Source organism: Candidatus Saccharibacteria bacterium oral taxon 488 (assembly GCA_010202645.1).
Lineage (GTDB): Bacteria > Patescibacteriota > Saccharimonadia > Saccharimonadales > Saccharimonadaceae > Nanosynbacter.
This window is the reverse complement of the sequence record CP047920.1, coordinates 212,847-233,736: the sequence shown is the minus strand read 5'-3', so window position 1 is coordinate 233,736 and position 20,890 is coordinate 212,847. Positions and strand designations below refer to the sequence as shown.

The window sequence follows — 20,890 nt, the reverse complement described above, 5'->3', positions numbered from 1 at the left end:
CTTGGCTCAGTAAATATTCAGGGGTCAGCGACAAAATAACTTATAATTTTAAGTATTTGCGCGTCGCGATCAATGACGAGATAATGCCAATCACCGCACCGATCATAATCATCACCAGCACCACCAGTCCAGCATACGTGGTACTAATATTCATCAAATTATCCATCGGCAGCCGCACCGCCAGCTTGTCATGCGCCGAGAACAACAACAAATAGCCGACTCCTGAGGCCACCAGCGCCGCGATAAATCCATACATAACTGCCTCGACGATAAATGGCCCGCGAATAAACCCGCGATCAGCGCCGATCAGTTTCATCATCTGGATCTCGTCTTTACGGTTAAAAATTGCCATCCTGATAGTGTTAAACACCACCAGCGACGAAATAACCACAAACACCACCGTAGCGATCGAGCCGGCAATACTGGCAAACCGCACCCAGTCACCGATGGCGTTGATCGCCTCACGTCGATCGCCGATGAACGACGGCTCTTTGGTCGGGTCTTTATGCTTTTTATACAGTTCGTCATTCTTCGTAAACTCAACCAGCGCTCGCTGATCATTCAAATCCCTGAGCGAGGCCCGCAGCGACGCTGGCATTTCGTTACTTGATTCCTTGATCGCCTCGAGAGTCGCTGGATCATTCTTATACTTCTCGATTTGCTCCTGACGCGCCTGCTCTGCCGAGATATACGTCACCTTTTCGACATTGTGCAGCTTGCTCAGGCGCGATGTCAGCTCGTCGATCACCTTTTGCTCGGTTGAGCCTTTGAGGAAGATCGACATATCGGCCCTGCGCGAAATCGTATCGACCGAGTCAACCAGCACCTGGCGAGCAGCCATAGTAATGGCAATAATGAGCAGCGTCACCGCCATCACCGCAGTCGCCGCAATCGTCAGCCAGGTGTTACGGCTAAAATTATTGATGCCATACCGGCACATTCGCCAGAACGTCAGCACCCGACGGCGACGCTGCCGCGTGCGCTTAAGGACTTTGGGATCGACGCGCGCCTTGGCGGCGGCTTTACGTGAAATATCGGTCATTGTTTGTAACTCCCCTTGGCTTGATCAGAGGTAATTTTACCGTGATCGATGGTGATCACCCGGCGCTTGAGCTTGTTCACAATATCGACATTGTGCGTCGTCAGCAGCACCGTGGTGCCGTATTTGTTAATTTTTTCCAGCAAGCGCACAATATCCCAGCTGTGCTTGGGGTCGAGGTTACCGGTCGGCTCGTCAGCGATCAAAATCTTTGGCTGGCGTACCACCGCCCGGGCAATTGCCACCCGCTGGCGCTCACCGCCAGACAGCTGGTTCGGGAAATTCTTTTCCTTGCCTTTGAGTCCGACCAGTTCAATGACTTTTGGCACCGTTGACTTAATCTCGCGGTTGGTCATCCCAGCAATCTCCAGCGCAAAAGCCACATTTTCAAATACCGTCCGATTCGGCAGCAGCTTGAAATCCTGAAACACCACGCCAATCTTGCGCCGCAGCAGCGGGATATGCTTGTCTTTGAGCGTATCATAATCAATCCCGCCGACGACAATCTTGCCACCAGTCGGCTTTTCCTCGCGGGTCAGCAGCTTGAGCAGCGTCGACTTCCCCGCGCCTGATGTCCCAACCAAAATCACAAACTCGCCCGGTTTGACATGAACACTCACCCGGTTCAAGGCCGGCTTGTTGTCCTTGCCATATGTCTTGGTAACCCTATCTAACAAAATCATTGCCATTAGTATAGCAGATTTTTTGGGATGGTGCGAATAGGCGCAGCAAACCATGCTACACTAGACATATGAAAACTTCAGCCACATTGCTCAATCGTCTCAGTATCATGTTTATCGCCCTCAGTATCATTGGAGTCGGGTTAATGATTATCAGTAATCTCAGCGTACCATTCCTACCGGATACGTTTGATGCGGCGCGACCGCAAGACACCTGGTCATGCTGCGCGGCTCCTCGAGAAACTGCCAATGCTCTACGCTGGCCGCTCTTCTTGACTGGCGGTCTACTCCTATTTATCAGCATTGTCTGGGGTGTATATTACCTCGGACGTGGACTACGACAGCTCGTGGGGCAATCACCTGATGAGTCAGCGCAACCTGTACGGCGCACCTATAGGATACTGGAGATTGGCTTGCGACTATTGGCGCTACTTATGGTCATGTCGCTTGGCGCCACGCTTATATGCCTATTCCTCACACCCCACGTCACGCTACTACAAGACATAGCACAACACAGCGGTATTTTCGTATATATCATGTACACTGCGACTGGGCTGCTCCTGGCTACCGGCTGTCTCGCCTTGCCGCTTTATACGCTTATTGGCACCAACCGCTGGCAGAACAAGGCAATTACCGATAAAAATCGATGGCTTGCACGCCACACGTCAACATTAGTATGGTACGGCCTCGCCATGGTGTGCTTTCTGGTGGGTACATGCGCCTGGCTCTATTACATCATCGGCGATAACACTAACCGAAAATATCCGATCGACGTTCTCGTCAGGCAAACTGCTTGGCCATTTGGCGTGCATTTCCTGTCCGTCATGGTCATCAGCCTCATCGCCTTTGCCGTGATGATCACTATTGCTGTCTTCCGTCAGCCGCGCGACTCACGCAAATAAGCCATCATAAACTCATCAATATCGCCATCCAGCACGCCCTGGGCGTTGCGGTTCTCGTGCTTGGTGCGAGTATCCTTGACCAGCGTATACGGATGCAGGACGTAGTTTCTAATCTGACTACCCCAGTTGGCTGACTCGCCAGCCCTGAGATCAGACAGGGTTTCGGCGTGTTGCTCCAGCTTCATCGCCAGCAACTTGGAGCGCAAAATCTTCAGCGCCGTTTCTTTATTCTGGATCTGCGAACGCTCATTCTGAATCGCCACGGTAATACCCGTCGGCACGTGCGTCACCCGTACCGCTGAGTCAGTGGTGTTCACGCCCTGACCACCCTTGCCGCCCGAGCGATACACATCAATCCTCAGATCATTCGGGTCAATCGCAATTTCATCCGGCTTATCAATCTTTGGCAGCACCTCCACCAGTGCAAAGCTAGTCTGGCGCAAATTATCAGCATTAAACGGACTGAGGCGTACCAGCCGATGCACGCCATTTTCTGAGCGCAATTTTCCATAGGCAAACGGCCCAGAAATTTCCAACACCGCCGTCTTTATCCCAGCATCATCATTAGTCGAGCGCTCCAGCGTGTCGGCTTTCATTCCCGACTTCTCCGCCCAACGCAGATACATCCGCTCCAGCATCGCCGCAAAGTCCTGAGCATCCAGCCCGCCCACGCCAGCCGAAATCCGCACCACCGCCTCGCGGTTGTCGTACGGGCCGTTGAACAATAGATCAGTCTTGCGCTGAGTAAACTCCTGCTCCAGCGCCGTCACCTGCGCCTCAAACTCCGGCAGTAGATCATCGTCGCCCAACTCCATCAACTCAGCGATATCCGCTAACTGCACCCCCAGCGTCTGCCACGGCTCAACTGTCTGACACAAGCTAGCCGCCTTTTTGGCCAGCGCCTGCGCTTCGTCCGGATTATGCCAAATCTCCGGCTGATTAAGCCGCTCATCCAGCGCCGCCAGCTCTTGCTCCAGCGCCGCAACATCCAGCACCGCCTTGGCCTGTTCTACTTCTGATCGCAGGGTTTGGATGCGTTTTTTGAGTGGCTGCATGGGTACTATTGTAACAATTTTGCTATACTTTTTGTATGAAGATTGGCATATTTGATACGGGAACTGGCGGCAAATTAGTAGCAAAGAGGCTGAAAAAATTACTGCCGCAGCATTCGTACATCACGGCGATCGACCGCGAGCATGCACCGTACGGTAATCGTTCACCGGAAGAGATTATCACGCTAACCGATGCCGCCATCCAGCCGATACTATCATGCGACATTATTGTTATAGCATGCAATACCGCCACGACTAACGCGATTAGCTCGCTGCGGCAACGTTACACAGACGTATGCTTTATGGGCTTTGAACCGATGATCAAATCGGCCGTCATCTTGACCAAATCACATCATATTACCATGCTGGCGACAAACGCCACCAAACACAGCCAGCGTCTGCGCGCGCTTATCAGTGAATATGCTACTGGCGTTCGCATCGACACGCCAGACACCCGTGCGTGGGCGCAGATGATCGATCAAGGTTTGGCCGACGACATTATACTTGATGAAGTATCGGCCAGTGTTGCGGACGGCAGCGATGTTATTGTTCTAGGCTGCACGCATTATCTGGCAATTAAGAGGCGGTTACAACGCCTTTTTCCGCAATGCCGCATTCTTGAACCCACTGCAATTATCGCCAAGCGGATTAGCGATTTTGCTAGCTAATTGTTATACTTATCCTAATGAATCAAGACATTGCTAAAATCCTCGTAACTACTAAGCAAATTAACAATGCAGTGGCGCAGCTGGGCCGAGAGCTGACGGCAGAGTATCGTGACAAGAACCCGCTGGTCATCGGTGTACTGCGCGGTGCGGCGCCGTTCATGATCGATCTGGTGCGCGCCATGGATTGCTATATGGAAATCGATTTCATTGACATCTCTAGCTACGGCGACGCAACTGAATCATCCGGCGCGGTCACTATCCTCAAAGACATTGATAGCGACGTTACTGGGCGGCATATTTTGCTGGTCGAAGACATCGTCGATACTGGCCGAACGTTGGAAAAATTGCTGGAATTATTCGCCGGTCGCGGTGCCGCCTCAGTCAAAGTCTGCTCACTACTCGATAAACCCGAACGGCGTATCGCCAACGTTACCGCCGATTACGTCGGCCTGTCCGTCCCCAACGAATTCGTCGTCGGCTACGGCCTAGATTTCCGCCAACAATACCGAAACCTACCGTATATTGGAGTGTTGAAGCCTGAGGTGTATCAGGGATAAAGTAATACGCTACTAATGATGAGTCTGAAAAGATTCATTACTCATAGAGTGGTATCTCACGGCAAGCTGACCAGATAGCCTAGAGGCCGACTGTACATGATCACGCCATACTCTTTCAATGACCGACTTATGATCTTCATGCCACTTTTCTAATTCTACAGCCCTGGCCGGGTCAAGCTTACCGATAGCTTCCTTAATCACGAATTCTGCATCAGCAGGACTTAGTGGAGATTCGATCGGCCCAGCCGTTGCCAACTGATCATCACAAAGTAATGCCCCATAAAACCTCCTCGCGTCTATCGTATTCCCCCTAGCGCTATAGCCTGTTTTCCTAATAGAGATATAATACTCTTCGCTACCATAACCTTCAAAATATTCTATTTTCTCAAAATTTCCATTTTTATCATAATACGCAGTCGGGGTTTTTCGCTGCAAATCTGCTTCTTCATAGCCCCTCAGAACATGCCGAGCATCTTCATCACTCAATTCTCCCATACCAACAGCAAACTCAACGGCTTCTTTAAACTGACAAGGAGATGCAAAGCAGGCCTGAAGAGAATCTTTATCAAGCATCCAATAAGTTGAGCATCCGGACATATCATCAAACCCCCTAAGGTAGAAATTGTATCCATCTAAGCTAACGATGATACTCTCCTCCTCTTTCCCATGACGGATGGTACGATGTACTTTATTATTCTCAGAGTCAGCACAACGAGGCTCAGGTATCTCTACAATCGGTAACTGCAGTCTATCGGCATGCATATGCATTACCTGCGCAAGACGATGATTTACCGGCTCACCTTTTGGTGTTACTTTGTAGAAAAAACCAACGGTTTGCAGCTGGTGACCCTCGTGTTCGGCGAGAGCCACGACTTCATTATGATCATACTGTGAAGTCCTATTTAAAAGTTCATTCGGATCTATAATATCACAAATATGACCCTGTTTTATGAGCAGATCTCGATTATTGTTACGAGCACTCGCATCAGCTCCAGAAGTTCTGACTATATTCCCTTCAGGAGCATCAATAATAAGCCCACCGCCCCCCCAAGTGGCGGTGTGGTCTTGGTCGATCAATGACATACTAGCAGAAACCCTATCTCCAATGCGCTCAGGTTGTTTATACATAGATATAGATTGGTCTCCTGATGTCTCAGGACCAAACCCCTCCATTAAGCCCAAGGCACAACCAGCCGTGGCGCTCATTTTGGCAAATGGATTAATAGCGTGAACAAGATATCGGAAATGTTTTGGGTTATGTTCTTTCGGATCAGTCGTTTCACCCCAAAGATGCGGCTGATGATGTTGTTCAATAGACCTATCTTTTTCTGACATAACAAATATTATACATATTTTATTGCAACATATCAACGTTTTGGTCTAAGATATTGCTCAACTACGGCAGATCGTTATAACAAAACTACCACCTACAACTTCTCTACCGCCGCCACAAACTGCTCGCCGCGGTCGACGTAATTTTTGAACATACCAAAGCTAGCGGCCGCCGGGCTAAGGATGACAACATCGCCCGGGCGAGATAATTGACTGGCCTGGGCAACGATATCCACCATCGTTGTCTGACCGAGCACCACTGTTGTCGCCGTCACCGATGCTTGATGCAGCGACTGCTCAATCTTTGCCGCATTCGCCCCGATAATAATCACCGCCCGCACCGTTTGTCTGGCAATCTCCGTGGCCATTTCATCATAATCCGCCCCCTTGTCGTACCCGCCGACGATCAGCACTTTCGGCGCTTCAAACGCCCGCAGCGCCGCGATAGCACTGCCCGGCGTAGTAGCGATACTGTCATCGTAATACTTCACGCCGTTTTTCTCAGCAACGAATTTTAATCGATGCGGCAGCCCCGTGAAACTCTCTAGCCCAGCCGCATACTGCTCGTCGGTCACTGTGATCGGCAGTTCTGTCACCGCGCTCATCGCCGCACAGGCGTTCTCGAGGTTGTGCGCGCCCGGCAGCCGCAAATGATCGGTGCGACAAATCCGCCGATCTTGCACACAGAAGTAGCCATCCCGGACATACACCTGATCCTCGTCAGGGACAGCATAGCGGTACGCGAAATTTAACTCATCATCTCCGCAGTATTCGCTACATGTCTCACAGTCACACCCATACAATGGCCTATCAAGCGGCGCGGTGGCTACCTCCCGTGAGTATTTATTCGTTGGATGATATAAACATGTATCAATAATACCCTGGTGGCGATGAATATTTTTCTTGGCATCGAGGTACTCAGCAAAATCCGTATGTACCTCCAAATGATCCGGCTCGATCATCAATACCACGGCAATGGTCGGCGATTTCTCGAGATCCCACAGCTGAAAACTCGATAGTTCGTACACAACGAAGTCGTCCTTTGTGATGTTTGGTAGCGCGTCCAGTGCCGGCACACCAATATTCCCAACCAGATGCACCGTCTGACCGGCCGCCCGCAAGATCGCCGCGATTAGACTGCAGGTCGTACCCTTGCCTTTCGTCCCCGTCACGCCAATAATCGGCGCTGGACATTTGTCAAAAAACTCATTGGTCGCCGACCATATTCTGCCCGATGTTTTGAGCAGCCGCGGTGGCACACCCGGTGCTCGCACCACCATATCGGCATCCTGCAGCTGCTCGGTGAACACCGACTCACCAGTCCGCACCGTCACGCCATCCGGTGCATTCTCGACCGCTTTATGGTCAGCAATCACAAACTCGGCATCAGGAAAAGCCTGCTGAAAATATCTCAAACTTGATATACCCTCAAGACCATAGCCAGCGATAACGATCTTCATAGTTTCTATTATACCATCAAGAACTTCGAGATATTGGAACATCTAGCGCTGAATTGGCTACATCTCTCTCCTGCAGCTTCTTGCCCCACTCTTTACTAAGAGCATCAAAACTAACTCGGGCAACCACATACGATTCCGCTTTATGCCGACATAGCTCCACGTTAACAGCAACTGGAGGGATTAATCCGGAATCTATATGGGGTTGAAGGCGATGCAAAAGATCGTCTCGGATAAAGTCGACGATATAGTCACCAGTAACCTGCGGCACAAAATCATAGCGTAGCAAAGGCCTGCGCGGGAACCGGGATGAAACTGTTGGGTTTTTGTCATTGCTGTTTTGATTAACAAATATAGCCCGCTCTTGACTGGCAACACTAGGGTATATTCCATCCCCTTTCTGCCGATCCTCCAGGGCGCGCTGGCGTACAACTCGTGCAAACTCAGCAATTTTGGAGCACCAATGCAATATAGCGAGGTCATCTGGCTGTAAAATAACCTCATCGTTCTCTGGAGTTAACTTTTCAGAACCAGCGGTACTATGCTGCGGAGCATCACTCCGAATCGCGTGTTCGCCTATCTCTCGCAACACTGCATCACTAACGGCCTCCTCTTTAACTCCTTCATCAATTTGTCGTGGATATACGTTAGCCCTAAAAATTACCGAGCCATATGGAAGCACCGGAAGCCGATCGTCATAGGACGGTTTAACTGTATGCGCTTCGATAATACTCTCGGGAATAAGCCCAGAGTCGATATACGGCTGAAGCCGCTTTTTCATATGGATTTCGATAAGTTCCTCCTCATCCTTTGGACGCAACGAATTCCTATTAGTCTCAGTCGCCTTGCATACTTCATATAAACAAATCGCATCATCCCTATGCCTATTGTTGAGATTGTCGGTATAATCAAGGGGCATACTCGCCACAAGATGAACAGCGGAAGGATCGATAGGCCGCGAGCCATTTATAATACTCCTGCGCAGATCACGCACTTCACGATAGATCGTACTGACGAGTGCCAACACATTTCGACCCTCTAGTATGCGGCCCTTATCAATATCCCGCTCTAGTGTTTCAGCAGCCGCATCACTACGCTCCTGATCAGCAATCATCCGCCCGAGCAGCTCCGCTCGCTCCTGCTCCGATATTGCTGGACCAAGATCGGTCTCTACTAGATTATGTTCATGCATGTTCTACTCCTCTCGCATTGCGACTAAATAAACCGGCTATTCCAAAGACAGTCCACTCACCTCAGTCCAACTGAATAACCCCATAGTAATGGTAATACACAAGGGTTATCTTTCTCAAGCATAAGCGCAGGAAGATCCCGCCTAAAACAGCCCCTCGAGCTTCTTCTGCAGTCGCCCGAGCAGCTCTTTATCGCCGCTACTCACGCCAGCAAGCACCCAGGTATTTGCCGCAAAAAACTCTCGCGCCACCCGAACGATTTGATCGGCAGTCACTGCCAAAATCGCTGTCGGCACGCCCTCATAATTCTTGACGAAATCATCGGCAAAATAACGCCCGGTATAGAAATTACTGATTTGGGCCACCGTCTGCGCCCCCATCTGATAACGGCCCAGCGCATACGACTTGGCATTCTCGATATCCTCTGAGGTGATCGTTCCGTTCAGCACCCGACGCAGTTCGCGCACGATAATATCAAACAACGCCTCTGCTGTCTCGAGGTTGACCTGGCCGCCAAAGTCCCAAGCCGAATCATGAAACCCGACCGAGGTATCGCTAAACACGCCGTAAGCCAGCCCTTTCTTGCGCGCCGCCCCGAAAATCCGCGAGCTCATCGTCCCGGTCAAGATATGATCCAAGCAGCCCATAGCGTCAGAATCGTCATCGCTCAGCTCACGCGGCAGATTCATCGACCAGCCAAATGTCAGATTCGAGGCCTCCTTGCGGCGGACAAAAATCGGTGCGGCACTCGACAGTTTATCGTGCGGAATGGTAAACCGCTCGCCCGGCTCTAGCTGCCACTGCTCCAGCGATTCACGAATTGTCGCCATCCGCCCGGTCAACTTACCCGCCACCACAAACCGCATATTATTGAGGGTATGTGTCCGCCGATGATGCTCCTTGATGTCTTTTAGGGTAATCGCGTCAATCGTTTTCAGCCGCTGATTATATGTCAAAATATCCTCGCCCAGTGCCTGCTGCACCCGCGGCCACATCACGCGGTTGTGGTTATTGAGATAGCCGGTCAGCTCGCTCCGAACATTACCCTTTTCAGCCTCTAGTTCTTCAGCATTAAAGCGCGGCGTAGTAATCGCCAGCCGCTGCAAATCCAAGATCCGATCCCATTCAAAATCCGCGCAGGCCGCCTCGTACACCATTGAATAATCAGAGGTGAACGCATTATGATAGGCGCCATTCTTGGTAAACTCCTGCTCATACGCGTGCTCCGAACGAAACTTCTCATTCGCCCCGAATGCCATGTGCTCCATGATGTGCGCCGTCTCGTAGATATCCTTGTCGCGAACGTAGCGGTTGCCCGCCCGAAACTGCACCTGAAAGCTCATCACTGTCGCGTCCGGTACATCAATAAACAAGCCTTTCGCACCGTTTTTCAATTTTATTTCTTTGACCGTATGTTTCATCTGTCTGTCGCTCTCTGCCCACCGGTTTTAGATTTATTTGCGGTTCTTTTTGCGGTTTTGGCGCTGTGCTTTTTTCTTCTTGCGTGCTTGGTTTTTGGCACGGTTCGACTCGGCGTTTGATTTGCCCTTTTTCACCGAAAAGTCACCGTCGCGATTTTCCTCGCCCGCACCAACTTCATTAACGCCACGCTCAACTGCGCTTTCTGCCAGGCGCGTTAGCTCGGTATCATACTCATCATCCTGCGACTGGCGAATCACTGCGTCAGATTTATGAATATGAAAAATTGTGTTCAGAACTTCGTTACGCAGATTTTCCTGAAGGCTGGTGAACAATTTTTGTGACTCCGCCCGGTATTCTACCAATGGATCGCGCTGCCCAACGCTGCGCCAGTGGATCCCTTCGCGTAGGTGTTGCATATTCTCTAGGTGCTGCATCCACAGGGTGTCGAGCACCGCCATATACACCTCGCGCTCTACACCGCGTAACTCTTCAGTACCGATTTCTTCATCTTTTTCCCGGTAGGCCTGGTGTGCTAGTTTCAGGGCTTCTTGGAGGCGTGGACGGTCTTTTTTCTCGCGGCCAACCTTGCGCACGGCCGCTTCATCGACTGGAAAGGCCGACGTAAATTCCTCGATAAACTTCGGGTTGTTCTTGGTCGGTAGCGTCACTAATTCTTTGACTCTATCTCGCAACAACCGCTCAATTTCCGGCTGAATATTATCGCCTTCAAGGATTTTTCGCCGCATCGTGTAGACCACGCGGCGATGACGATTAATCACGTTGTCGTACTGAACAACATTTTTGCGCGTATCAAAGTTGTAACCCTCAACACGCTTCTGGGCTGCCTCCAATGTCTTTGACACAGCGCGGTTTTGAATTGGCGTATCTTCGTCCACGCCCAGCCGATCCATCAACGCCGCGATGCGCTCGCCCTGGAAAATTCGCATCAAATCATCTTCGGTTGACACATAGAACTGTGTCTCACCTGGATCACCCTGACGACCGCCGCGACCGCGCAGCTGATTGTCGATGCGGCGTGACTCGTGCCGCTCAGAACCAATCACCACCAGACCGCCTAGCTCTTTCACGCCCTTGCCGAGCTTAATGTCGGTACCGCGTCCGGCGATGTTTGTCGCTAGCGTGATGGCGCCCTTTTCACCAGCCTTCTCAATGATAGCCGCCTCGCGCTCATTATTCTTAGCGTTCAAAATCTCAAACTTGATGCCCTCTTTTTCCAAATATTTGGCAATCTGCTCGTTCTTGGCAATCGAGCCAGAACCAACCAACACTGGCCGGCCCTGCTTGTGATAATCTTTGATGGCTTCAGCCACCGCCTTCAACTTGCCTTTTTCAGTCTTGAAAATCAGGTCTTCTTTATCGTCGCGAATCACTGGTTTGTTCGGCGGAATCTGGATAACGTCCAGTGAATAAATTTGTTGAAACTCTTCAGCTTCAGTAAACGCCGTACCAGTCATACCGGAAAGTTTATTGTACAAACGGAAATAATTCTGGAACGAAATGGTCGCTAGTGTCATGCTTTCTTCTAGCACTGGTACGCCCTCTTTGGCCTCAATGGCCTGGTGTAAACCCTCGTTGTAGCGCCGACCTTGCATCAAACGGCCAGTGTGCTCATCGACGATGATCACCTCGCCGTCATTGGTCACCACGTAATCTTTGTCACGCTTGAACAATGTTTGTGCTCGCAGGGCTTGGTCCATGTGGTATACGCTGCGCACATGGTCTGGGGTGTACAAATTTTTTATTCCCAGCAGTTTTTGGACTTTTTCCACGCCCCCGTCAGTCAAGGCCACGCTGCGGCGCTTTTCATCCAAAACATAATCCTCTGGCGCTAATTTACTGGCAACTTTGGCGAACGTGTAGTAATTGTCTGGGTTTTCCGCTGCTGGCGCCGAGATAATCAGCGGCGTACGCGCCTCGTCGATCAGAATGGAGTCCACCTCGTCAACGATGGCGAAGTTCAGCTCGCGCTGCCTGAGCAAATTAACGTCGTTCACCATGTTGTCGCGTAGATAGTCAAAACCAAACTCATTGTTGGTACCGTACGTAATGTCGGCAGCGTAGGCTTCCTTACGAGTGACCGGACGGAGCTTGCGCATGCGCGGATCGTCGTGATGCTCATTATCATACTCTTTGTCATAGATAAATGACGCTTCGTTGATAATCACACCAGTCGTTAAGCCCAAAAAGTCATACACCTGGCCCATCCAGCCCGCGTCACGCTGTGCCAGATAATCGTTGACGGTCACCACATGAACGCCCTTGCCTTCCAGCGCATTGAGATAGGTCGGCAGCGTCGCCACCAGGGTCTTACCCTCACCAGTCTTCATCTCGGCCACATTGCCCTCATGAAGAACCATGCCACCGATTAGCTGGACGTCATACGGACGCTCGCCGATAACGCGCTTGGCAGCCTCACGTACCACTGCAAAGGCATCCGGCAAAATCGTATCCAGCGTTACGTTTTTCTTTGTCAGACGCTTTTTCAGCGCCTCCGTCTGCACCCGCAACTCCTTGTCCGACATTGTTTCATATTTTTCGGACAGACCGTTAATTGCGTCAACTTGCTTACGCAGCCGTTTCAAAATCTTCTTCTGCGGATCGCCAAAAATCTTACTCAGCGCCTTTTGTTGTGTCATTGCCATAAACTCAAAACTCCCTCACTTTCAGGCATTTTCAAAAACTGTATATATTATACCGTGCAGGGCTGGAAAATTAAAGGGTGTTTGGATGTGGAGTTAATCAAGGCTCGCCTATACAACACTCAACTATGCGATCACGCCGCCATAGCCCGCGAGCCCACATCCTCCATCTTTAGCGAGGTGCCACATCCACGGATCGCCATCAGCCTGTCAGAGTCTGGATTATTCCAGCCAATATACAAAGCGCAGGCGCAATAATTGATACTAAACTCACTGGCTACCCATGAACTGACACCTCCGGTATCTACCGGTGGCATACCTTGACGAACGCGATGCATTTGATAGGCAGCATAACCAACTACCGGTACTATCGCCTTGAGTTGTTTTGTCTGATTATAGGATAGACCCTGATCCTGAGGCTGTTCACGATTAAACAGCATAAAAGCTGTCCATTTATTATCTCCTACAACTGGCAGCTGCCAGTTGTTCATCGTACCTTTCATTATACCCTCCCAGTTATCAGCGACTTCGTCATCTACGAATAGTCGACGGGCATATCTTGTCGACTTAATATTGGGTTTGGGCTCATACGCCTTAGAAACAAATTGACACGTTGCACCTAACGGTAATGTCAACGGCGTTACCACTAAGTCATAATCTGATAATTGCTCTTTCAATTCTGCCAAATGCCCAAAATCAATACCACCCTGCGCCAGCTCATTTGGCGACGGCATATTAATATCGGCTTCGGCAAAAATCGTCTTATAATCCTCGAGGTCTCGCTTAAATAGCTCTTTAATCTCTGGGTTCGTTATGACTTCCAGCGCGCCAAAGCCATTCTTGACCTCCCTAACAGTAGCATCAAGCGCGGAGATCGCCGCAGAACCAACATCTTGACTTGTATGGATATGTCTCTCATGGGCTTTATCCCAAGCGTTCCCGGCAGCGGTGAGAATTTCCGGTGGAAGAATTTCAGGCATACTCATATACTTTGCCCTAAAAGCCAATCAGCTTTCATCTGTCTCCTCGTTATCTCCTGCTTCTTCCGATGTATTTCTCAGCATTTCCTCCGGCAGCAAATCATGATACTCAAGGATATGATGCATTACTTTGCGGTCATTCGGGTTCTTAATGCCATCCAGAAAGGTCTGACAAGCCCGCTTCAGCGATACCACGCCGTAACTACCGACGACCTTATGTAGAATATCCACCATTGTGCGCGGCGCCAGCACCGTCTCCTCTAGACCAGGACGATCATCGACCATTCTCTCTGTATCAATGAATTGATCGTAGCCTTCGCCGTTGATACCGCTAAATATTTGCTGACTCAACCGAGCCGCTCTCACGAAATTCTCGAAATCCCCCTCATCAATATCTGGCGGCAACTCGCCTCGTTTCGTCGCCACCGCCGCCATAGCTAGCTGAGCATTCTCGCGCGGATATTCATCATAGCCCTTGTCGTAGTCGGGATAACGCACGCGATTGATATTTGCGCCAAAACGGTTTTGGAACTCAACGCTCAAATCATCCACCCCCTTGTAGCGTTTTGACTTTTCATTCGCTGTGGCAATGATACAAAAACCCGGTTGAACCTCAACAACCTTCCCAGAATCTTCCTGAACGGTAAATCTATCACCTGGACGCAGCTGCATGATTTTATTCAAGCGTTTCAACAGCTCTGGCGGCATGGCGTTAATTTCGTCAAGGATAAGCGGCTTACCCTGCTCCATGGCACGGATAATCGGCCCCGGCACAAACTCGCTAACACTCGCACCGTTTTTCTCGCGCAGCTCTTGCTTACCCATCAACTGGTAACTATTGACGTCACCATATGCGCTGACGAACTCAGGTTCAACCCCAAAATACGTCTGCACCATATACTCCGCCAAAGCGGTTTTCGCACCACCCGTTTCACCAACGAACAACGTTGGCTCACCCCGCACCATAGCCGGCAGCGTTTCGTCAATGATTGTTTGCATCTGTTCAGTCATCAACAAACCGCTGTTCAGTTGTCGTTTCCACTCACGGACTTGTAGACGAGTCACTTCTTTCAAAAACTGCTCCTTGCTGCTATTTGGCGGAATATCAATATTTTCATCGACCTCAGACAACTGCTTTTGCCATGCATCTTTTTTCTGCCGCTCGCCCGCTGTCAAATCACGGCCCGTTTTCGCCGCTCTACTGTATAAGTTTGCTATCTGCTCGCTAATATGCTGTTTTCTGCCTTGGGCGCGCAAAAACTCAGCTGCCGCGCGAGTCGCCGCCATCTGTTCGCCACGATATTCCTCATCAAACCGCTCCATCAGCCCGGTATCTTTGCGTAGTTCATGCAATTTGGCGTGGTACATATACCATTCTTCCAGATTGTCGGCTACATCAGGGTGTTCATCCTTAAAGCTTTCCCAGCGCTGCAGCTCCTCTTTGCTTGTGTCGCGCGGCATATGTTCTTCCCAATTCGGCTCCGCCAGACCCAGCAAAAAGTTCTCACTAATTTCACTGACGTCTATATCCGGCTCCTTCAAATCTGTCCGGCGCCTCGATTCATTGATGCGCTCAACGTGTGGTGCCGCCAGTTGCTCCAGAGTTTGCCGATCTCCTATGGCCGCCGTGCGCCAATCAGCCCTAACCGCCTGCATAGCTTCCTGTAAACCAGTCATCAACTCCACGACACCGTCCACGGTTCGATCAGCCATGTCTGGACTATAATAACTTTCTGAAACACGCGGCTCAAGCCGTAATTCGGTTTCAGTCGTGACGGGTTTTGATTCAACTATTTTCATAGGGCATGTTGGTATTTTAATTATATGGCTCGTATTATATACTATAAGCATAAGGTTTGTAAAGAAAAATGACTGAAACATTACAGCTACCAACAAATTATACAGAGTTACCACAATTGACGCCCGAGCAAGAGGCGTTGGCTGAAGAATTCCGCGTTGCCCTTGATAATGCCGAGAGGTTTTTACTAGATCAGGAACCGGCGATCTGTCGGTTAACCGGTCTAGAAGTACGGACTGTGATTGGCAAAGGCTGGGCTACTGACCTTGAAACTGGCTTAGTTACCATTGATCTGTTATTCTTCCTTGAAAAAGGCTATTCAGCCGATGATTGTGTCTTTAGTATCCTACATGAATTAATGTCACATGTACGTGACGTCAAGTGCGATCCCGTATTTGCAGCGCGGCAACGCGCGTTCATCATGGGCAGCAAAGACCCTCAGGAGCAACAAGCGCGCCATATTTTCAATAACATCCTGACCGATATCCATGGCAACAAACAGATTATGAACATGCTACCCGCCATGCGAGAGGTCGGTGCGGATCTTTATGATAATCGCCTATTTCCGACAGAGCGAGATGGCGAGATAGTTGATTACACCAACATACCAATGCACCTGCAATTTCTCTACAAAATTATCCGCCAGGAGATGGTACCAAACAGTGAAACACCCGTTCGCCAAGAGGTCGATGAAGCCATAAACCAACTGCGCAACTTTCAGGATGGGCAGTTTGACCTTATTTCGTTCCTGACCAATCCTGGCGCAAGGGGTCCTAATGGTAAAAAACTTTCTGGCAGCGACCGCTTTGACTATTGGCTTACGCAGATTTGGCCAAAATATGAAGCTCTCATGAAATTAGACAAACAAGAGGCAAAAGACACCCAACAGCAAAACAACAACCAGCAAACTAACAGCAACACCACCGAGCAGCAAGATACTGACCCATCACAAAACGATAATACTAAACAAGACAGCAATCCATTTACGGACGCCTATGCCGATTATTTCGACAATAAGCATCCCGAGCCATTCAGCCCCGAAGAACACGAAAAAATCCATAACGCTATCGATAAAGCTGCTCAAGAAAAACGCCACGAAACCATGACACCCGAACAGCGAGAACGCGCCCGTCAGATAGCAGCCAACCGCCGCTATCAAGAGCAGACTGGACATTCACTACAGGAAAAACAGCATTATGATAGCGAGGTCAAGCGACTACACAGGCAGATTGATCAGATGCGCCAAGTCTTTCAATCAGTCTTGGATGAAGTTGTTGCTACCCGCCACGGTCTCAGTCGCCGTCCCCATCAAGACGGCGATATCCTCGACCCTAACCGCCTGGCACAAACTGTGGTCGACATCGAGAGTGGTGTCGCACCAGAAGCGTTTCAGCGCTATGAAACCGTCCGCGGACGAACCGAATTGAATTGTAAGACTGACTATTTCTTTGTATTCGACTGCTCTGCTTCCATGAGGGGCAAGCCAGCACAAGCTGCCGCCAGTTGCGCCATCATCATGCTGGAGGGACTTGCCAGCATGGAACGCGACATTCGACAGCTGGAAGAACAGCAAAATATTGATTTGTCCGACCTGTCGGTACGCACCTCGCTATACACATTTGGCAGCAACGCAACATGCCATAAGCCACTTGGTAGTAGTCTAAACGATAAACAACGACTTGACACGTATACTGCCATAGTTGCAGCTAATGCGGACGGTACGGCGGATTATTTGGCCCTCCAGGAAATTGCTGATCTACCCCGTAGTCAAGATCGTCAGCGAGTCATTATCGTCGTGACCGACGGTCAAAGTAATAACCCCGGTGCCGCCCAAGCAGCCATCAGCCAGCTTCGCCGTAACCAAAATACCGTAGTATACGGCGTATCCATTGGCTCAGACGCTGCTGAGCAGCTGTACGCTCCGAATGCCAAACTTATCAACGACCCTAAAGACCTGCCAAATGTGTTACAATCATTTATAGAAACAACGATTCAAACATAAAAAGAATAACATATGGCTAATCTCGATCTACTACCACCAGACATTCAAGCCGCGGCAAATAATGCTTGGCAGAGAGCTCAGGAAGGACAAAAGGCCCAGTCTCTCAATACCAGTCAGGGTTTTGGTTCTGCAGCGCTTCTAAACACTCTCAATGCTGATGTGAGAGAAGCTAGAGAGAAAAATAAAACCGGATTTAATAGTCTTAATACGATACCCAATCCAGAAACACAGCGGGCTTTTGAAAAAGCTTTTACTCTATCCGAGCGTTTGGTTAGCTACATCGGCCTTTCGGCACCAACACCAGAACAAATGGTGTCTGTCGGTGTTAACCTTCAATACCTAGCCGAACAATTTGCGCTCATGGAGCAAGAAGAAGGTGTCACACCACACGTTGTCTTGGCGCCCCACGGCCTCGGCAAGCAAAACTGGCTAACTATTGGTCAAAAGATGGCCACAGACACAACTATACCAAATAATTCACTACGGACTTATGATATTAGCAATCACGGGGTTGACGTGTGTGGACTAAAGCTTCCCCCAAAGCTTGAGGATAATGTTTGGTATGTCTCAGACCAAGTGCCAACTTCAACAACAACTCCGAGACTGGCCACCTTACCAACTTACCAAGATGAGAGCTATTCAAACATAAACTGGACACTTCGTCTCCTCTCCGGTAGAAATGCACCAGATCACATGTCCATGTCCTACGAACAAAGCCAGAAACAAGTCCCTTCTATAGAGCATCAAACAATAGCCGAAGGACTAACTGATAAATTTACCGCAATACTAGCCGGCAAGCATCCGACAGACAGTAGCGGTTACTCTTCACTATGCCGGCAAGTCGACCCAGACACCGATATAACCTTATCTGTTTGCTTTGACATACCTTGGGGTATAGTGATTGTTTCCTGGCAAATAATCGGCGATTCATGCAATAATATTGGTATTCGTTCCCCGATTGGTTAGTTAGCTCCCCTACTGCTCGCGCTGGAAACCGCGCTTGAACCGTGCCAGTACGCCGCGGCTGCTGCCAACGTGCGCCAACACATCATCCTTATACTTACGTAGCTGCCCGTTCAACTTCGCTTCGACGATATCGACTGCTGCCAGCACGTTCATCGTCGAATCTTTAGCGGTGATCTTCTTGTCTGGTACATTAATAATTACTTCAACCTCGTACTTGTTGCCGCCAGGATTATCGATCTGCTTGATCTTTACATCAGCAGTCGCGCTCTTGCGGGCATGCCGCGGCAAGTATTTACCCAGCGCACCGATTTTGCGCTCAACGTATTTCTTTGTGGTGTCCGTCAATTCGTATTTGACGCCTGTAATGGTAATATCTTTGATCATAGTTCCTCCTCTTATCACGTGCTAACGCGGCAAAACAACACCCGCGTCCTTCGCCATTTTTAGTAATTCTTCGTTAATCACGAGCAGCTTTTCTTTCGACGACATTTTGGCAAAGCTGGCGCTCATAAATGATTTGTTCGGCTTGCCGTAAATAACATCGTATATCTCTTTAATGTCGTTCGTTAGTGCCTGCAATTCACCTTCAACTCGGCCGAGCCGATCTTTAACTTCGCGCATCTCGCCTTCAACCCCATTGAGTCGGCTTTTAACTTCACACATCTCGCTTTTCAGGCTAGAGACATCATCTTTCAGTCCAGAGACGTCCTCTTCAACCGAATCAAGTCTAGCCTCGATCCTGTCAAACCGCTTGTCATGCTCGTCAAATCGCGGCAAGACAACGGCTTCCAACGCCTCAACCACGCCATCAGCGATCGCGCCCTTGATCCATTGCTTGTCATCGTTCGTCAGTGCCATACACCCTCCTAGACTCCATTATATCATCTCGCGGCCATTCATATATGGACGAAGTGCTTCTGGCACCACGACATCACCCTCGGCGGTCTGATAATTCTCGATAATCGCCACCATACAACGCCCCAGCGCAAAGGCCGTCGCGTCATTCGTGTGGATCAATTCAACCCCGTTATCCGTGCGCACCCGCGTCATCAAGCGGCGTGCCTGATAATCAGTCATGTAGTCAGCAGTATGCGTCTCGCGGTACTTGCCCTGACCCGGTAACCACACTTCCATGTCAACACCACGCGCATTTGGCTTACCGATATCACCGGTGCATTTCATCAGGACATGATACGGTAGCTTGAGTTGAGTCAAAAGCCATTCTTGAATCGCGATAAAGAGCAGGTGTTCGTTATAGCTATCCTTTGCCTCGGTGAAGCTCTCCATCTCGAGCTTATCAAACTGGTGCATCCGAATCAGCCCTTCCATATCCTTGCCGTACGTCCCCGCTTCTTTTCGGAAACTGGTCGCAAAGCCTAAGTACCGAAGCGGTAATTGCTTGGTGTCAAAAATCTCACCCGCGTGCATGCTGCCGAGCACATGCTCAGCGCTCCCCTGTAGCCACAGTTCCTCGCCCTCAATCTTGTAGCGATCATCACTTGGCTGGAGACGATCCATCTGATCATACGGCTCAGTTCGGATCATTAGCGGTGGCAGTACTGGTATAAATGGCCTGGTATCGACATTAAGGCCAGCCTTTTCGGCGATCTCTTTGATCACCGCTGGGTTGGTGAGCGATGTGATCACAAACTGGATAATCGCCTGCTGCAACAACACCAGATCACCCATGATATAGGCAAAGCGAGCACCAGCAACCTTGGCAGCGCGCTCTTTGTCGAGCCAGCCTTTTGCCTCGGCGATTTCGTAGTGATTTTTCGGCACAAAATCAAAGGCTGGGATATCACCGACTACCCTGACCTCAACATTTTCATCCTCGCTGAGACCAACTGGTACGTCGGCGTGCGGCATATTAGGCACCTGCTTTAGTAGTGCCGTGTATCGTTCCTCGACCTCGCTCAGCCGAGCCTCGAGCCCGCTCAGCTTGGCCTTGATGGCCTTACCCTGCTCAATCAAACTTGGCTCAGGCTTGCCGCCCTTCATCTGCGCAGCAACCTCATTACGCTGTTGGCGCAGCTCGTCAACCTGGCGCTGCAGCTCGCGACGCTCGTCGTCTAATTGCAACAATGTCGCAATAGACACGTCACATCCCTTGTGTTTCGCCGCAGTCTGCACTGCCTCGGCGTTATCTCGAATAAAGCGAATATCTAACATGGTATCATTGTAG

The 20,890-nt window shown here is 50.0% G+C and carries 18 protein-coding genes; 5 read left to right on the top strand and 13 right to left on the bottom strand.

Annotated features, from left to right (window positions below; all coding sequences use genetic code 11):
- Positions 1 to 40: 40 nt before the first annotated feature.
- Together GWK77_01215 and ftsE are read right to left on the bottom strand one after the other, a co-directional pair.
- The gene (locus GWK77_01215; protein ID QHU92796.1) at positions 41 to 1,042 is read right to left on the bottom strand and encodes an FtsX-like permease family protein; all 1,002 of its coding nucleotides are present in this window, start codon (positions 1,040 to 1,042) and stop codon (positions 41 to 43) included.
- On the bottom strand, positions 1,039 to 1,722 hold the full coding sequence (ftsE, locus tag GWK77_01210) for a cell division ATP-binding protein FtsE (protein QHU92795.1): 684 nt from the start codon (positions 1,720 to 1,722) through the stop codon (positions 1,039 to 1,041). Before ftsE ends, GWK77_01215 begins: the two co-directional genes overlap by 4 nt.
- A gap of 68 nt (positions 1,723 to 1,790) precedes the next feature.
- Between ftsE and GWK77_01205 the strand changes: the two genes are divergently transcribed.
- Entirely contained in the window at positions 1,791 to 2,621 is an 831-nt protein-coding gene (locus GWK77_01205) for a hypothetical protein (GenBank protein QHU92794.1), read from the top strand.
- On the opposite strand, the gene GWK77_01200 is transcribed toward GWK77_01205, so the two are convergent.
- Complete coding sequence (locus tag GWK77_01200; GenBank protein QHU92793.1) at positions 2,597 to 3,676, bottom strand: peptide chain release factor 2; 1,080 nt, start codon at positions 3,674 to 3,676, stop codon at positions 2,597 to 2,599. The genes GWK77_01205 and GWK77_01200 overlap by 25 nt on opposite strands.
- A gap of 35 nt (positions 3,677 to 3,711) precedes the next feature.
- Here GWK77_01200 and GWK77_01195 point away from each other — a divergent pair, with 35 nt between their 5' ends.
- Complete coding sequence (locus GWK77_01195; GenBank protein QHU92792.1) at positions 3,712 to 4,341, top strand: hypothetical protein; 630 nt, start codon at positions 3,712 to 3,714, stop codon at positions 4,339 to 4,341.
- A gap of 17 nt (positions 4,342 to 4,358) precedes the next feature.
- Positions 4,359 to 4,898, top strand: coding sequence for a hypoxanthine phosphoribosyltransferase (gene hpt, locus GWK77_01190; GenBank protein QHU92791.1), 540 nt, complete (start codon positions 4,359 to 4,361; stop codon positions 4,896 to 4,898).
- A 12-nt stretch (positions 4,899 to 4,910) separates the two neighbouring features.
- Here hpt and GWK77_01185 read toward each other — a convergent pair whose 3' ends face one another.
- The 7 genes from GWK77_01185 to GWK77_01155 form a co-directional block, all read right to left on the bottom strand.
- The gene (locus tag GWK77_01185) at positions 4,911 to 6,233 is read right to left on the bottom strand and encodes a hypothetical protein (protein ID QHU92790.1); all 1,323 of its coding nucleotides are present in this window, start codon (positions 6,231 to 6,233) and stop codon (positions 4,911 to 4,913) included.
- A 92-nt stretch (positions 6,234 to 6,325) separates the two neighbouring features.
- On the bottom strand, positions 6,326 to 7,690 hold the full coding sequence (gene murD, locus GWK77_01180) for a UDP-N-acetylmuramoyl-L-alanine--D-glutamate ligase (GenBank protein QHU92789.1): 1,365 nt from the start codon (positions 7,688 to 7,690) through the stop codon (positions 6,326 to 6,328).
- A 16-nt stretch (positions 7,691 to 7,706) separates the two neighbouring features.
- Positions 7,707 to 8,879 (bottom strand): hypothetical protein, encoded by a 1,173-nt coding sequence (locus GWK77_01175; protein ID QHU92788.1) that lies wholly within the window; start codon positions 8,877 to 8,879, stop codon positions 7,707 to 7,709.
- 141 nt (positions 8,880 to 9,020) lie between these two features.
- Positions 9,021 to 10,298, bottom strand: a complete 1,278-nt coding sequence (locus tag GWK77_01170; GenBank protein ID QHU92787.1) for a hypothetical protein — start codon at positions 10,296 to 10,298, stop codon at positions 9,021 to 9,023.
- A 33-nt stretch (positions 10,299 to 10,331) separates the two neighbouring features.
- Positions 10,332 to 12,956 (bottom strand): preprotein translocase subunit SecA, encoded by a 2,625-nt coding sequence (gene secA / locus GWK77_01165; GenBank protein QHU93410.1) that lies wholly within the window; start codon positions 12,954 to 12,956, stop codon positions 10,332 to 10,334.
- Positions 12,957 to 13,093: 137 nt separating this feature from the next.
- Positions 13,094 to 13,939, bottom strand: a complete 846-nt coding sequence (locus tag GWK77_01160) for a hypothetical protein (protein ID QHU92786.1) — start codon at positions 13,937 to 13,939, stop codon at positions 13,094 to 13,096.
- Between the two features lie 27 nt (positions 13,940 to 13,966).
- Entirely contained in the window at positions 13,967 to 15,652 is a 1,686-nt protein-coding gene (locus tag GWK77_01155) for an AAA domain-containing protein (GenBank protein ID QHU92785.1), read from the bottom strand.
- A 155-nt stretch (positions 15,653 to 15,807) separates the two neighbouring features.
- On the opposite strand from GWK77_01155, the gene GWK77_01150 reads away from it, so the two are divergent.
- Both GWK77_01150 and GWK77_01145 read left to right on the top strand, forming a co-directional pair.
- Positions 15,808 to 17,739 (top strand): VWA domain-containing protein, encoded by a 1,932-nt coding sequence (locus GWK77_01150; GenBank protein ID QHU92784.1) that lies wholly within the window; start codon positions 15,808 to 15,810, stop codon positions 17,737 to 17,739.
- A gap of 12 nt (positions 17,740 to 17,751) precedes the next feature.
- Complete coding sequence (locus GWK77_01145; GenBank protein ID QHU92783.1) at positions 17,752 to 18,705, top strand: hypothetical protein; 954 nt, start codon at positions 17,752 to 17,754, stop codon at positions 18,703 to 18,705.
- A gap of 9 nt (positions 18,706 to 18,714) precedes the next feature.
- Here the strand turns inward: GWK77_01145 and raiA are convergent, their stop codons facing one another.
- From raiA to serS, 3 genes are read right to left on the bottom strand one after another with little or no spacing between them, the layout of a single operon-like run.
- Positions 18,715 to 19,089: a ribosome-associated translation inhibitor RaiA gene (gene raiA, locus GWK77_01140; protein ID QHU92782.1), complete on the bottom strand. Its 375-nt coding sequence runs from the start codon at positions 19,087 to 19,089 to the stop codon at positions 18,715 to 18,717.
- Positions 19,090 to 19,110: 21 nt separating this feature from the next.
- Positions 19,111 to 19,563 carry a hypothetical protein gene (locus GWK77_01135; GenBank protein QHU92781.1) on the bottom strand — a complete coding sequence of 151 codons (453 nt, stop codon included), beginning with the start codon at positions 19,561 to 19,563 and terminating at the stop codon, positions 19,111 to 19,113.
- A gap of 18 nt (positions 19,564 to 19,581) precedes the next feature.
- Complete coding sequence (serS, locus tag GWK77_01130) at positions 19,582 to 20,877, bottom strand: serine--tRNA ligase (GenBank protein ID QHU92780.1); 1,296 nt, start codon at positions 20,875 to 20,877, stop codon at positions 19,582 to 19,584.
- Positions 20,878 to 20,890: the final 13 nt, after the last annotated feature.

Bases quoted from the DNA above. Each gene is read 5' to 3' on its own strand.
- hpt (QHU92791.1), top strand. From the start codon at position 4,359: ATGAATCAAGACATTGCTAAAATCCTCGTAACTACTAAGCAAATTAAC.
- GWK77_01175 (QHU92788.1), bottom strand. From the start codon at position 8,879: ATGCATGAACATAATCTAGTAGAGACCGATCTTGGTCCAGCAATATCG.
- raiA (QHU92782.1), bottom strand. From the start codon at position 19,089: ATGATCAAAGATATTACCATTACAGGCGTCAAATACGAATTGACGGAC.
- secA (QHU93410.1), bottom strand. From the start codon at position 12,956: ATGACACAACAAAAGGCGCTGAGTAAGATTTTTGGCGATCCGCAGAAG.
- GWK77_01155 (QHU92785.1), bottom strand. From the start codon at position 15,652: ATGGCTGATCGAACCGTGGACGGTGTCGTGGAGTTGATGACTGGTTTA.
- GWK77_01170 (QHU92787.1), bottom strand. From the start codon at position 10,298: ATGAAACATACGGTCAAAGAAATAAAATTGAAAAACGGTGCGAAAGGC.
- serS (QHU92780.1), bottom strand. From the start codon at position 20,877: ATGTTAGATATTCGCTTTATTCGAGATAACGCCGAGGCAGTGCAGACT.
- GWK77_01195 (QHU92792.1), top strand. From the start codon at position 3,712: ATGAAGATTGGCATATTTGATACGGGAACTGGCGGCAAATTAGTAGCA.
- murD (QHU92789.1), bottom strand. From the start codon at position 7,690: ATGAAGATCGTTATCGCTGGCTATGGTCTTGAGGGTATATCAAGTTTG.
- GWK77_01150 (QHU92784.1), top strand. From the start codon at position 15,808: ATGACTGAAACATTACAGCTACCAACAAATTATACAGAGTTACCACAA.
- GWK77_01215 (QHU92796.1), bottom strand. From the start codon at position 1,042: ATGACCGATATTTCACGTAAAGCCGCCGCCAAGGCGCGCGTCGATCCC.
- GWK77_01200 (QHU92793.1), bottom strand. From the start codon at position 3,676: ATGCAGCCACTCAAAAAACGCATCCAAACCCTGCGATCAGAAGTAGAA.
- ftsE (QHU92795.1), bottom strand. From the start codon at position 1,722: ATGATTTTGTTAGATAGGGTTACCAAGACATATGGCAAGGACAACAAG.
- GWK77_01205 (QHU92794.1), top strand. From the start codon at position 1,791: ATGAAAACTTCAGCCACATTGCTCAATCGTCTCAGTATCATGTTTATC.
- GWK77_01160 (QHU92786.1), bottom strand. From the start codon at position 13,939: ATGCCTGAAATTCTTCCACCGGAAATTCTCACCGCTGCCGGGAACGCT.
- GWK77_01135 (QHU92781.1), bottom strand. From the start codon at position 19,563: ATGGCACTGACGAACGATGACAAGCAATGGATCAAGGGCGCGATCGCT.
- GWK77_01145 (QHU92783.1), top strand. From the start codon at position 17,752: ATGGCTAATCTCGATCTACTACCACCAGACATTCAAGCCGCGGCAAAT.
- GWK77_01185 (QHU92790.1), bottom strand. From the start codon at position 6,233: ATGTCAGAAAAAGATAGGTCTATTGAACAACATCATCAGCCGCATCTT.